General features: G+C 58.1%; 14 protein-coding genes. 10 read left to right on the top strand and 4 right to left on the bottom strand.

What is annotated here, in order from left to right; all coding sequences use genetic code 11:
- Nucleotides 1-11 precede the first annotated feature (11 nt).
- From IVA95_RS23090 to IVA95_RS23050, 9 genes are all read left to right on the top strand, one after another.
- Entirely contained in the window at nucleotides 12-644 is a 633-nt protein-coding gene (locus IVA95_RS23090) for a nodulation protein NolU (protein ID WP_247512583.1), read from the top strand.
- Nucleotides 641-1,261 carry a type III secretion system stator protein SctL gene (gene sctL, locus IVA95_RS23085; protein ID WP_247512582.1) on the top strand — a complete coding sequence of 207 codons (621 nt, stop codon included), beginning with the start codon at nucleotides 641-643 and terminating at the stop codon, nucleotides 1,259-1,261. The genes IVA95_RS23090 and sctL overlap by 4 nt, the downstream gene beginning before the upstream one ends.
- 89 nt (nucleotides 1,262-1,350) lie before the next feature.
- Nucleotides 1,351-2,619, top strand: coding sequence for a type III secretion system ATPase SctN (gene sctN, locus IVA95_RS23080; RefSeq protein ID WP_346658031.1), 1,269 nt, complete (start codon nucleotides 1,351-1,353; stop codon nucleotides 2,617-2,619).
- Complete coding sequence (locus tag IVA95_RS23075) at nucleotides 2,595-3,128, top strand: hypothetical protein (RefSeq protein WP_247512581.1); 534 nt, start codon at nucleotides 2,595-2,597, stop codon at nucleotides 3,126-3,128. The genes sctN and IVA95_RS23075 overlap by 25 nt, the downstream gene beginning before the upstream one ends.
- A 233-nt stretch (nucleotides 3,129-3,361) precedes the next feature.
- The gene (gene sctQ, locus IVA95_RS23070; protein ID WP_346658030.1) at nucleotides 3,362-4,240 is read left to right on the top strand and encodes a type III secretion system cytoplasmic ring protein SctQ; all 879 of its coding nucleotides are present in this window, start codon (nucleotides 3,362-3,364) and stop codon (nucleotides 4,238-4,240) included.
- Complete coding sequence (sctR, locus tag IVA95_RS23065; protein ID WP_247313961.1) at nucleotides 4,233-4,898, top strand: type III secretion system export apparatus subunit SctR; 666 nt, start codon at nucleotides 4,233-4,235, stop codon at nucleotides 4,896-4,898. The genes sctQ and sctR overlap by 8 nt, the downstream gene beginning before the upstream one ends.
- A gap of 2 nt (nucleotides 4,899-4,900) precedes the next feature.
- Nucleotides 4,901-5,176, top strand: a complete 276-nt coding sequence (locus IVA95_RS23060; protein ID WP_247512579.1) for a flagellar biosynthetic protein FliQ — start codon at nucleotides 4,901-4,903, stop codon at nucleotides 5,174-5,176.
- Nucleotides 5,177-5,186: 10 nt separating this feature from the next.
- A complete protein-coding gene (sctT, locus tag IVA95_RS23055; protein WP_247512578.1) occupies nucleotides 5,187-6,008 on the top strand; it encodes a type III secretion system export apparatus subunit SctT in 822 nt (273 codons plus the stop codon).
- Complete coding sequence (locus IVA95_RS23050; RefSeq protein ID WP_247512577.1) at nucleotides 6,005-7,042, top strand: EscU/YscU/HrcU family type III secretion system export apparatus switch protein; 1,038 nt, start codon at nucleotides 6,005-6,007, stop codon at nucleotides 7,040-7,042. Before sctT ends, IVA95_RS23050 begins: the two co-directional genes overlap by 4 nt.
- A gap of 43 nt (nucleotides 7,043-7,085) precedes the next feature.
- Here IVA95_RS23050 and IVA95_RS23045 read toward each other — a convergent pair whose 3' ends face one another.
- The 4 genes from IVA95_RS23045 to IVA95_RS23030 all read right to left on the bottom strand — a co-directional run bounded on the left by IVA95_RS23045 (nucleotide 7,086) and on the right by IVA95_RS23030 (nucleotide 10,363).
- Nucleotides 7,086-7,748 carry a CpaD family pilus assembly lipoprotein gene (locus IVA95_RS23045; protein WP_247512576.1) on the bottom strand — a complete coding sequence of 221 codons (663 nt, stop codon included), beginning with the start codon at nucleotides 7,746-7,748 and terminating at the stop codon, nucleotides 7,086-7,088.
- A gap of 11 nt (nucleotides 7,749-7,759) precedes the next feature.
- Nucleotides 7,760-9,181, bottom strand: coding sequence for a type II and III secretion system protein family protein (locus IVA95_RS23040; protein WP_247512724.1), 1,422 nt, complete (start codon nucleotides 9,179-9,181; stop codon nucleotides 7,760-7,762).
- Nucleotides 9,182-9,254: 73 nt separating this feature from the next.
- Entirely contained in the window at nucleotides 9,255-9,944 is a 690-nt protein-coding gene (locus IVA95_RS23035; protein WP_247512575.1) for a response regulator transcription factor, read from the bottom strand.
- 263 nt (nucleotides 9,945-10,207) lie between these two features.
- Nucleotides 10,208-10,363: a hypothetical protein gene (locus IVA95_RS23030; RefSeq protein ID WP_247512574.1), complete on the bottom strand. Its 156-nt coding sequence runs from the start codon at nucleotides 10,361-10,363 to the stop codon at nucleotides 10,208-10,210.
- Nucleotides 10,364-11,635: 1,272 nt separating this feature from the next.
- Here IVA95_RS23030 and IVA95_RS23025 point away from each other — a divergent pair.
- Nucleotides 11,636-12,268 (top strand): host specificity protein, encoded by a 633-nt coding sequence (locus tag IVA95_RS23025; RefSeq protein WP_247512573.1) that lies wholly within the window; start codon nucleotides 11,636-11,638, stop codon nucleotides 12,266-12,268.
- Nucleotides 12,269-13,181: the final 913 nt, after the last annotated feature.

The raw sequence follows: 13,181 nt of genomic DNA, 5'->3' as shown, positions 1-13,181 counted from the left end.
TGGTATCCGACATGACGAGACCGAATCCGTCTGCCGAGCGGCATGATCCGCTGAAATTAGCCTCTGTAGGTATTCGTAAGCTTGCTGCCACGATTCATCCGACCCGCCTTGCCGCGCGACTTGACGCGAACCTCTCGGCCGCGACGTTGGCGCGACTGCAGAAGAGTCCTAGGCTGCAGATAAGACTGCAAGCGTTGCTGCTTGAAGATGAAATGGGCTTGAACGGAAGTGACTTCGGGCCAGACCTTCTCCTCGGGCATGATCCGAGCAGGGCTGCCCTGCTCGCCGGCGGCATTTGGCATGCCCGTTCGCTGACAAGGCTGATTTCAAAGCACGATGTCGCCGTTCTGGTCGAGCACGTCGGTACCGAGGTGCAGGCTTTCGGGATCCGACATGCAGCGCATGCGGTTTCGACCAGATTAATTGCTGATCCTCAACAACTCGCGCTAGGGATTGAAGACGATGGACATGCCTGCCTCGGCGCTTGGCTCGATGAAGCGTCAACGCTTGATTGCCGCCGCGTGCTTCTACGCCTAGCTGTCGGAACGGCCGCCGACAATCCTGCGACTGAACACCGCGATGCCGCGGGCCAAGTGTTTTCGCCGGTGTTGGCCCAATTGGCGAGGGAGGCCCCAGCGGGATGACAGCCGACGAAACTGTGCCGCCCGTCGCTCCGCACATCCGCCCGCTTGGGCCACTCATAGCGGCGAGGGATCTCGAGATTTGGCAGAGCGCCCTCGAGGCGCGTGCCGTAGCCGAGCGCAATCTGAAGCGGGTTCGCGGCTGGGCGCGCAGAGCTTATCAGAAGGAGCGTGCGCGCGGCCATGCCGAGGGGGTGAGGGCCGGCGCCGAGGAAATGGCACAGCTGGTCGCGCAGGCTGCCTCGGAAGTGGCACGACGAAGGGTCCTTTTGGAGCAGGAACTGTCAGCGCTCGTGATGGACATCGTAACTGATCTATTGGGCGATTTCGATCCCGGCGAGATGTTGGTGAGAACGGTTCGTCACACGATTTCGCACAGATATGGCGGGGCGAAACTGTCCCTTCATGCGTCCCCCATGGATGCTGATGTGCTTACGCGCGAATTTGCTGCGTGCGACGGACGGGAGGACCGGCCCGCGGTCCGAATTATTCCGGATCCGGCGCTGTCAGCGAACGAATGCGTGCTGTGGAGCGAATTTGGCAATATCCATCTCGGACTTGACGCGCAGCTCCGCGCACTGCGTTTGGGCTTTGGGTTAGATCATGAGGCAGGCGAATAGTGACGGCGCCGAGACCAGACCATAGCTGTCCTGATGGAGATGGGACTCTGCGCGCGGCGCTGGCTCGTCTGCGAACTACGGCAAGGCATGTGGACACGCGTGTCGTACGCGGGCGGATCACGCGGGCGATCGGCACGTTGATCCATGCAGTTTTGCCGGATGCGCGTATTGGAGAAGTTTGTGTGCTCAAGGATCCGCGCACGGGATGGTCGCTTGAGGCCGAGGTGATCGGTCTCTTGCAGGACGGCGTGTTGCTGACGCCGATCGGTGACCTGCAAGGCATGTCCGGCCGCGCAGAAGTCGTTGCCACTGGCCGAATGCACGAAGTGCCGGTCGGCCCCAATTTGCTTGGCCGGGTGATCGACAGCTTCGGCCGTCCCCTCGATGGCAAGGGCGCAGTCAAAGCCGTGGAGACGCGTCCGCTGCGCGGCAAAGCGCCAAATCCAATGACGAGGTGCATCATCGATCGCCCTCTGCCACTCGGTGTTCGCGCCTTGGATGGTCTTCTGACATGCGGCGAAGGCCAGCGCATCGGCATTTATGGAGAGCCTGGTGGCGGCAAGTCGACGTTATTGTCGCAGATCGTAAAAGGCGCGGTCGCTGACGTGATCGTGGTTGCGCTGATAGGCGAGCGTGGACGCGAAGTGCGTGAATTCATCGAGCGGCATCTTGGGCAGACGGCCCTCCGCCGCACGGTCGTCGTCGTTGAGACCTCCGATCGCTCAGCGACGGAGCGGGCGCAATGTGCTTATACGGCAACCGCGCTCGCCGAATATTTTCGCGAACAAGGGCTGCGCGTCGTTCTAATGATGGATTCATTGACGCGATTTAGCCGCGCTATGCGCGAGATCGGGCTTGCTGCCGGTGAGCCACCGACCCGCCGGGGCTTTCCTCCCTCTGTCTTTGCAATGTTGCCAGGTTTGCTGGAGCGCGCTGGTATGAGTGAGCGTGGCTCAATCACGGCCTTCTATACCGTGCTTGTGGAAGGTGACGGCACGGGCGATCCAATCGCCGAGGAAACGCGTGGCATTCTCGATGGTCATATCGTTCTTTCACGCTCTCTCGCGGCGCGGGCGCATTTCCCCGCCATCGATGTACTGTCGAGCCGCAGCCGCGTCATGGATGCCGTCGTATCTGCACCGCATCGCAAGGCAGCATCCCTCTTCCGTGATCTTATCTCCCGTCATGCAGAGGCGGAATTTTTGATCAAGGTTGGCGAATACAAGCAAGGCAGCGATCCGCTGACGGACCGAGCTGTCGCTTCGATCGATGATCTGCGCGAGTTTTTACGCCAAGGTGAAAACGATGCGTCCACTTTTGAGGAAACCGTCACATGGATGTGCCGTCTGACCGCATGAGTTGCATACACGTTTCGAGCTTGCGGCAAGTGAAGGATATGCGCGAGCGTAGTGCTCGTAGTGAGTTGTCCAATATGGAAGCCAAGCGTCATATCGCGACCTCGGCCGCGGAGCACGCATGGCAGGAACTTGCAATTGCTGAAAAGCATCATACACATGCCCAGGCGGAGGTTTACCAACAATTGATGTCGGTCGGTACCTTGTCCGTCGTTGAACTCGATCATTGCCAGCTCACCCTTGAGAGGCTCGCGATTGAGATCACCTCGAAACGCCGCACACTTGAGGAGGCGCGTATCGCTCAAAAGCAGGCCGAGACAGCGGCATCCGAGAGGCGTGCGCACTGGGCGAAGCGTTCCGCAGCGACTCATAAATGGCGACAAATCGAGACCGACGTCCGGCGTGCGGCCGATACCCATTCGGAAGTGACAGCCGAGCTAGAGGCTGATGATGAAGTCTTGCTTCGCCATGGGAGGGGTTTGCCCACGCCGGTGGCGGGCGGTTCAATTTGATGACCGCTAGTCCAGTTGGGAAGCAAATGCGCTGCCCTGTACAGCCGCCTCCTGCAACTCGCGCGGACGCATACGTGAGGTACGAGCCGGGCCAGAGTCTAACGCGGAGTCTCGTCTCGTGGCTCAACAGAAACGTGCGGCCCTCCGCCTCTTTGCGGAGTAATCTTTGTGACAAGCCGCTATCGGTGCGACTGGAACGAGTTGTGTGGCAGGAGGAGCCTCCGGCTCTGTCGATGCTCGATTGCGTTTGGGGCCTCGGCGATGATGCGCTCGTGTTGTCGATGCCGCATGCGCTTGCCCAGGCCTTGATCTCGACAGTACAGAGTGGCCTAGCTTTACTTTCCGAGCCAAGTCGTTCGCTGGTTCTCGAACTTGCACTTGAACCGTTGCTCGCGCGCCTGGAGACTGAGACAGAGCAGCAACTGCGACTCCTTCATGTTGGAAAGGCCGAGAAGAACGGGCCTTATATCGAACTCGACATCATCTACGGTCCGGTCAGTGGCAAAGGTCGCCTATTTCTTTTCTCGCCTCTTGATGGACCGATACCGCCGGCGTTCCGCGCCTTAGGCGAGCTGCTCGGCCAATTGCCGCGACAGTTGTGTGAGGTCTCCGCACAGTTACCCGTTACAGTTGCAGGAGAGATCGGTTCCCTCCGGGCGTCAGCCTCGCTTCTTCGCAAAACGCGTAAGGGCGACGCTTTGTTGCCGGATGTAATGCCATTCGCCCGCGGTCAGATCATCCTCACTGCGGGCCGGTTATGGACCGCGGCAGATGTCACTGGCAACCGCCTGATCCTGCACGGACCGTTTCGCTTGCGGCCGCGCCCTCTGGAGTATGCGCATATGACGACACTACCCGGTTCACAGCAGCCGCCTTCGGAAGCCGATCTCGACGATATTGAGATTTCGCTTGTCTTCGAATGCGGCCGCTGGCCCATCACGCTGGGAGCCTTGAGAAGCATCAGCGAAGGATATGTATTCGAACTTGGCCGGCCGGTCGATGGCCCGGTCGATATCCTTGCAAACGGCGTACGTATCGGGAGTGGTGACATAGTACGTATTGGGGACGAGCTCGGCGTTAGACTGCGTGGCGGGTTAGCGGGCAATGACTAACATTGAACCAGCAATACTGCCGCTTCTTGCGGTCACGGCCGCGCTCGGCTTGTTGGTCTTCGCTGTCGTCACGACCACGGCGTTCGTAAAGGTATCTGTCGTTCTCTTCCTCGTTCGCAATGCGCTTGGGACCCAGTCGATTCCACCGAACATCGTTCTATACGGCGCAGCATTGATGCTCACCGCCTTTACGAGCGCCCCCGTCTTTGAGCAGAGCTACAATCGAGTCGCCGATCTGCAGCTCCGCTATCAAACGCTCGAGGATTGGGTAGCCGCTGCGAAAGAGGGGCAGGAGCCGCTGCGAGGCTATCTCAAGAACTTCACCAATGAAGAACAGCGAGGCTTCTTCCTGTCCTCGACCGAACGTGTCTGGCCGGAAGAGATGCGCGGCAGAGCCACAGCCGATGATTTTGTCATTCTCGTCCCATCTTTTCTAATCTCAGAACTCAAGCGTGCCTTCGAAATCGGGTTTTTACTATACCTTCCGTTTATCACTATCGATCTGATCGTAACGACCATTCTGATGGCCATGGGCATGTCAATGGTGTCTCCGACAGTGATCTCAGTTCCTTTCAAACTATTTCTATTCGTGGCGATTGACGGCTGGTCGCGGCTTATGCACGGGCTAGTGCTGAGCTATACAACACCTGGAGGGTGAGCATGGATGAGGCCACTATTCTCCCTTATATGAGCCGATCACTGGTGCTTTTCATGACCTGGGTTCTGCCTCCGCTCATTGCAGCGGCGGTCGCCGAAACCGTCATCGGCATCATCCAGGCGGCAACACAGATCCAGGATCAGACATTGCCACTGACTGTGAAGCTTTTGGTCATTGTTGGGATTATAGCTTTGTTTTCTCCGGTGCTGAGCGTCCCGCTCATCGAACTAGCCAAGCAGATCTTCACTGATTTTCCCGCGCTCACGACGGGCTACTAGCAGCGCCGGCATGTATGATCTGTCAACCACTGGCACGCAAAGTCTGATCCAGGCGACCATCGAACTCGTCGTTGCTGCCAGCCTTGGTGCGGCCCGCCCCGTGGGCATTATGCTGGTGCTTCCCGTATTTACGCGTCCGCAGATCGGGGGCCTGATCCGCGGTTGCCTGGCCGTTGCGCTCGAACTACCATACTTGGCGCACATCGCCGATCGCCTGAAGGAGCTAGATCCGGACACCCGTCTGCTCAACATCCCGCTACTCGGTCTTAAGGAGACGTGTGTCGGCCTGCTGATCGGCGCCCTGCTCAGTATTCCCCTCTGGAGTCTTCAGGCCGTCGGCGAGTTCATCGACGCGCAGAGGGGCATCAGCAGCGTGGTCACTCCCGCCGATCCCGCGACACGCAGTCAGGCTTCGGCGACGGGACTGCTTATCGGTACCACCGCGATCACCATCTTCGTCGTGTCGGGCGGCCTGCAAACCATGATCAGCGGACTTTACGGCAGCTATCTGGTTTGGCCGGCTTATCAGCTTGGACCCACGCTGAGCATGCAAGGGACACTGGAGTTGTGGGGCGTGCTCGACAGCATCATACGTACCGCCGTCCTGGTCTCTGGACCGGTGGTAGCTTTCCTCTTGCTGGCCGACATATCAGCGCTCCTGCTCGGGCGCTTTGCGCCGCAATTCAACCCGCGGGACCTATCTTTGACGATCAAGAATATAGGCTTTGCGATCGTCATGGTCACTTATACGATCTATCTCATCGAATACATGCAATCCGAAATCATGCAGTCGAGCCGAGAGCTGGAGAGGCTTGAAAGGAAACTGAAGTGAGCGACACGAGCGAAGAGAAAACGCTCGCCCCCACTGAAAAGAAGCTAAGCGATTCGCGCAAGAAAGGCGTGGTTCCGCATAGCACGGATCTAGTCAGGGCCCTCAGCGCTTGCGCCGGTCTCGGCTATCTCTGGATAGAAGCGAGTTCCATCTACGACAAATGTCGGGAAGCGCTCATGCTGACTGACAAGCTGCTTGATAAGCCGTTCAATATTGCGGTCGATCTTGCGCTCGGCGTCTTGCCCGAACTTGCACTGAGAATTGTTGGCCCGCTTCTTGGGAGTATGGTCACCTGCGCAATTCTGACGACGGTCCTGGCCAATGGTGGATTAGTGTTCTCCTCGGAGCCGATGACGCCGAAATTCGAGAACATTGATCCCATCAACGGACTGAAGCGCATCGCTTCTTTGCGTTCCCTCATCGAGCTTGGCAAGACCTTGTTCAAGGTCTTCTGCCTCGGCGCGATCTTTCTTCTCGTCGTTGTCGGCGCGTGGAAGACACTGGTCTATCTGCCGGTTTGCGGCACGGGCTGCTTCGAGTTCGTGTTCATTCAAGTGAAACTGTTGATCGGGATTGCAAGTGGTGCATTTCTGATCGGCGGATTGGTCGATCTCCTCGTCCAGCGCTGGTTGTTTTTGCGCGGCATGCGCATGACTAAGAGCGATATGAAGCGCGAGGACAAGGAGCAGCAAGGCAGTCCGGAGGTGAAACGCGAACACCGACGCCTTCGGCGGGAGCAGGCGAGCGAGTCTCCACTCGGCGTGCGTCGCGCGACATTGATCTTGACTGGACGCGAGCTGCTGGTCGGGGTACGCTACATCCGTGGCGAAACGGGCGTCCCGGTCCTGGTTTGCCGCGGCGATGGGGAGGCGGCTTCACGGCTCTTTGATGAAGCGAGGCGCCTTCGTCTCAGTATCGTCGATGATCACGTCCTGGTCCGTGAGCTAATCCGCAACGCTAGCCTTGGCAATTCCATTCCTGTCCAGTATTTCGAGGCTGTCGCAAAAGCTCTCCTTGCCGCCGGCCAAGTCTAGTTCGTGTTGTGAATGAGGTCGCATCGAATGACTGATGTTCTCGCTATCGAGACGGCTGCACGGTCTGGGTGCCGGCAGACGTGGGATCTGATAGCGGCTTGTTGTTAGCTATACCCAAGCTGCTGTTATTGCCGGTCGCGAAGGCTTTGTATGTGGCAACGGGAATGGCCGCACGATTGCCATCACTCGGCACAACGGCCTGATTGTCAATCAAGTCGCGCGGATCGTTGACCATGCCCGCCAAGTTGTTGCGGATCGAGCAGCCAAGCGTCGGATCGAAAGAATTGTCGTTCACTGAAGGGCCGACGATCGCAATCGACGGACAAACGGGAGGGTGCGCCTCGTACGTAATCGCCTCGATTCGGGCGGCAGAGCCATCACGCCTATCGATGAATGGACCGTACAGGCGGATGTTGTGAGCGTCGACGCCCACTGCGCGGGCCTCAGCTGCTATCTGCGCCCGGAGCCGACGTGAGCCGACGATATCAAGATGGAGCGCGTCATACCGACCGCGACTGGTACTCGCTATGAAATAACGCAGACGCTGCCGTTCGGGCCCTCCAAGGGTCTGTAACAGTAAGACGTTCTTCTCCTGTTCAACCAGGATCGCTTGCGCGGTCGGTTCGAGGTAAGTCGGCGCGGTGCTTGCGCAGCCACCTAGACTGGCCGCCAGACAGATGAGGGGACGCACGAATCGTAATCTCATTGGTCGAATCCTCATTCGATCATGTGGCCGGTGCCCCTTATCGCGCCTGGTACGCTTATCGGGGGAGCACTGCGAACAGGCGAGCGCGTTGCCAATGTGTTCGTCAGACTGCGCGCGAGGTCTGAGGGCGGAGCGCTGCGGTCGGTGGGCACACTCATCTGCTTCGAGTTCGATCTTGGCCGCACGACGTAAGGCGTGACGATGATCACGAGTTCCGTCTCCTCCTGTTGAAATGACGATGAGCGAAACAGCGCACCAAGAATCGGAACGTCGCCGAGCCAAGGGAAAGTCGTGATCTCAGTGCTGAAGTTGCGCCGGATAAGCCCACCAATTGCAAAGCTCTGGCCGCTGGCGAGCTCGACGACCGTGTTCGCACGCCGGGTGGAGAGAGCCGGCACGGAGATGCCGTTGATGTTGACAGCACCTTGTGACGATAGTTCGCTGACTTCAGGCTTCACCCGGATATTGATCTGATTATTGCTGAGAACGGTCGGCACAAACTCCAGGCTGATGCCGAAGTGACGGAACTCGACAGAGACCTGCCGATTGTCCTGCAACACCGGAATGGGAAATTCGCCGCCGGCGAGGAAGCTGGCGGATTCGCCTGACATTGCGGTGAGGTTCGGTTCAGCAAGTACGGAAGCGAGGCGCTCGTGAGCCAGTGCATCGAGCATAGCGCTGACGTTCACATGGCCAGTGTTGACTCCCATCTTCGCCGTACCGCCGCCCTGCGCCGCGCCGTATCCACCACCACTGCCACTGACCAAGCCGAGAGTGAAAGGGCCAGCTTGACCGGAAGCGGAGAGGTTGACGCCGAGCTCCTTCATGGCGCTCCGGGAGACCTCCGCCACCCGCACGCTCAGATTCACCTGCAATGACCCAGCCACCTGAATCTTGTTGACCACGAGCGCACCAGACCCAAGAAACTGCTCGGTCACTTTCATGGCTATATCCACGATCTCCGCATTGGGCGCCGTACCGTTAAGGATGGCCCCGCGCGGGGTGTAGCTTACCTGGATGGGATAGTCGCCGACCTGGGCTTTCAGTGCGGCGCGCAGATCCTCGATCGGCTGCGTGACGACAACACGCAGTTCAGCGAGAGCCTCCCCGCCCTCGCTCAGTGCGAACAAGCTGGTCCGCCCGGATTTTTTGCCGAAAACGAAGATGGTCTTGTTCGAAGGTGCCTGATAGTCCGCGACCGTAGGATCGGCGACAAAGATGCTCGCAGCTGGCGCTGGCAGATGAATCGTCTTACCGAACGAAGAGGAAAGGGTCAGCGTTCCGCTAATGCCGTCAGGAGCCGTACGCTGCGGCCCGCCTACATCATCCCGCTTGATCTGAGCTACGGCAGCAGCCGGGAATAGCAGGACGACCACGCACAAAAGCTGCGAAAGACAAGGAAGAAAGGTGGACGAAAGGCCGTTGGCGGCGATCGATCCTCGAGTGACGCCGGCATGCTTGTCAAGAATGATGCTCAAGATGGTCTTTTCTTTCAAGTTCGATTGACTACGCGGTCGATGCCGCGCATTTCAATTCAAGGACGTAGCCGATCCCGCGCGCGGTTTTGATCCGTAGCGTCGCACCGGACTGACTCAAATGACCGCGCAAACGATAGATTCCGACCTCAAGCGCATTGGTGGAGACCTCGTCGTCAAATGCATAGAGGCTATCCTCCAATGACGCGCGAGCCACGGTGCGGCCGGCGCGGCTGAGCAGATGTTCGAGAATGCACACCTCGCGGCGGGCAATCTTCAGCGGTCGACCATTGACCGATGCTTGCCGACCGATCGAATCGAATCGTAGATTGCCAAAGGTAACGATGGGGGCCGTCATTTGCGTTGATCGGCGCAGAGTAGCGCGCATCCGTGCGATGAGTTCATCAGTAGATACGGGCTTGGGCAGGAAGTCGTCCGCACCGCCATTAAATAGTGCTATCCGCCTACCGAGCTCGTTGAAGTTACTCATCATCACGGCAGGCATCGAATGTCCGTCACGTCTCAACTGCTTCAGCCAATCCAAGCCGTCTCCATCCGGTAGAACCAACTCGAGCAAGAGAATGTCATAGCTGGCGCAACAAAAAGCGGCGGCCGCCTCGTCCAGGGTGCACGCTACGTCAACGGCAAAACCGCAATCGGAGAGCGCATCTTGTACAACGCGCGCTGGGTCCGTCTCATGATCAACGAGTAGCGTTCGCATTCCACGACCTCCTATCAAGTCACGCCAAGACAACCACCACGTCACGTTCGAGCATGACCACCCCCGAGCGGAATTGAACAGTCCGGCCTCCGCGTAAGCGTTAGAATCCGGAATAGACGAAGAGCAGCGGTACTGGCGAATCGCATACTGGATCGGGATTCCCTTGTAAGCTCGACTGGCGTTGTTCACTGTCTCACGTGGCGCGCATGCATCTTGGTGACGTCGAATGTGGCTCTTGCCACCGGGACATAGGCGGCAATCAATCAAATGCATCGATAGGCGGGCAGCACCCCGCTCAGCGCCGGAACAATCCCGGCAGTTGTCGCAGACATCGTGAGGTCGAGATGATTGCCGAGAACACATTGATTGGTGAAATCGATGGTTTGGATCGATGCATTCACATGGCGGATCAGTGACAATGCCGTTCCATGGTCTGGATCTAAATCTCCTCATCACGATCGATGCTTCCGATGGCGAGCGCAGCCGCACGGCCGCAGGTTTGATGGGGGAGCAGCGATGATAGGCGATTTGCATCGCGGCCCTCAATTTGCAAAGCCTCACACGCCGGCAGACGTTCCGTGCTTGAGCAACGAACTTCCTCATTCGGCCTGGAAGGTGAGCCTCCTTCGTGCTCCGATCACCGGAGCGACAGTGATGGCCAAGCGCGGCTACGCTCAGCTGGAGAACGCCATAACGAGGCCGTCCTGCCGCGCCTTCCTTTTTTTAACTTTTATAAAATCACCGAGACGCTGTGGAATGAACTGCTCAACGGCCGCACAATCCAAAGACGGGGGGGTGACATGAAGTTGGCCGCACCGGGCAAAACCGTGCCTACAATCCGATCGCGGCGTCCATGATCACGTACTCATCGCAGCTTTGCCGACAGCAAACCTACCATGTTGCGTGATGCACGGCGCTTTCCCTACCCGGCAGCACATGAAGTGTGAAATCAATTCTTTGGATGGATTGCATTCGCATCCTGGATAGTGACAGCACGTCTGAGGTCTGTGTCTCAGTCTCCTAGTCGCACCTGATGCTCTGATGACCGAACGCAATCTGTCGCTGGCAGCTCTGGTGGGGCGAGCGATGATTTTGGTGATTTGCATGGCGGCGTCTTCCTGCAAGGCTCACATTGGGCGCCGACTCTTCTGGACTAGCAAACCCAGGTGATGGTTACTCGCCCAGCAATGTCGGTTCTGCTCCATCCGGACGTGGGAAAAAATGTTGTTGTGATCGACATTCTACGTCTGATCAGAATGGTGCATCATCTCGGAATCGGTGGGCGACTTGCTCCGGAATTCGCATGGTGCATGACCGCGCGTCAGCAAGTTGTTCCGTCTGAGCCGAAGCGCCCCGATCCTAGAGAGCTTGACGGCCAATAAGTCTTCCGCAGAGTGCTTGGCAGTCGCATCGGAGTGCGGACAGATGCTTTGGTCAGGTTGTGGTCAACTAGGTTGTATATCCTCCTCGGCAAAGCTTGCCGCGGCACGAGCTCAATCGCGTGCATTTTGCCGATGCGGGAGCGATCTGATGTATGGCAGAATCGGTGGCTCCGTTTTGCGGAAGCGGTTGCCGGCCTGGAGCGAGGTGGGTGGTCGTCGGCGGGCGCGACGCCATACTCCCTGCGTTCCAATCCGCCCATTATCAAGATCGTCGACCGAGAATCTTTCATGTGCAAAGTGAAGAGATTCTTGTCCAGTGACATCATGCACATCGCCAGTAACCCGCAGGAGTACTCGGATTTTGTTCGGAGAAAGCCGAGCGGGCTGCAACTGTCGGCGGAGGCCATTCCAGTACTTACGATGATCCGGATAAGCCCGCGCGATTTTTCAGCTATCAGCTTGGGTGACGAAACTGTAGGGCTTTTAGGAGCCGGAGGCTCGGTCCGGATCAAGGGAGACCATTTTCGCCAACAGTTCGGGCGTAACGATATCACGTCCGTGGTAGATCTACGCGTTACTCACCCGCTCGTCGAGAACGCGGGCGATATCCTGCTGGAGCATGAACTGCGAATGGACGGCGATCATCCGTTGGTCTTATCACGTCCTGGCGTAGGAGGTATGAAACCCCGTCTAGCGGAAATGGGTTTTGTTCACGTGGGTCGCAATAACTGGGTGCTTGATCCTCAACAGCATCCCAAAGTGTGGACGAAGAACGAGAACGACCAGTGGCACCGAGTAGACAGGCCTACAAAGTATCTTTCCAAAGTCGAGGATAGCGATAGTCAAGAGAGCTGCGAGACGGATTCGTCTGACGATGATCCCTCGTATTACCTGGAGCGCGCTGTTCGAAGATTGGCTGTGGGACAAGACGATTCGGAATGATGAGAGCGGGCTGGGACCGACTGGTATTTCGCCATTGCAGGGGCCGGTTCAGAAGTGAACTTGAAGGAAGCGCTCGCGCCGATCGTGCTCCTCGCGCGTGACATATGCCCGGTTTCGCAAGTTTGACTTCCTCGGCTACTGCTTCCGGCCGCGACGGGCAAAGAACTCACAAAGCGCCTCGGTGTTTTGCAGTTTTCTGCCTCGGCTCAGCGCTTCGGCGCTGAAGTTTATGCGGGCGGCAATCCGAGATTTGAACCTCCGAAGACGGACCCATGTGTCAATGGCTGACATCGCTCGGCAGCTCAATCCACTCCTGCGGGCGGGGATTGTATATTACGGTCGATTCAGGCGGGCGCCTCTGGGGCAATCCTTCGATACGTCAATCAGACAATCGAGGCTTGGATGATGCGGAAGTTCAAACGCTTTATGGGTCGCAAGGCCAAGACCGGCCGCGTTCTCGAACGACTATCTCGCGAACGTCCCGGGTTGTTCGCACACTGGAAGGTCGGCATACGCGGCTCGTTCGCCTGATGGGAGCCCAGTGAGGCGAGAGTCTCACGCTGGGATCCATGAGAGGCCGGCGGCGAGATTCCGCCGGCCTACTCGCCAAAGCCGTCTGCCCGGATCTGTGAGGGCAAAGCCAAATGGCCGAGCTACTCGACCACGATCCACGGCGATGTGGGTTTCCTGTGCAACCGGAAAAACGCCCTTCGTCAGCTACTCGTCAGCCAGCCTGTCTAAGACAGGCTGCGCATTCTCGACTTGATTGGAGATGGAATATGACGGGCATTGGCCGATCTGGCAGATCGCGCACTGGGGATGCTGGAGCCGGATCGAGCAGTTCACGCTCGCACTCAAGTCTAGTCCCTGGGGAAGGCAGTCAATCGTTCGATTCCGTCGTGGAGCGGATGCG

Origin of the sequence: Bradyrhizobium sp. 157, from assembly GCF_023073815.1 — a bacterium.
Lineage (GTDB): Bacteria > Pseudomonadota > Alphaproteobacteria > Rhizobiales > Xanthobacteraceae > Bradyrhizobium.
Note: the sequence above shows the minus strand (reverse complement) of the source record. Positions and strands in the feature narration are given on the sequence as shown.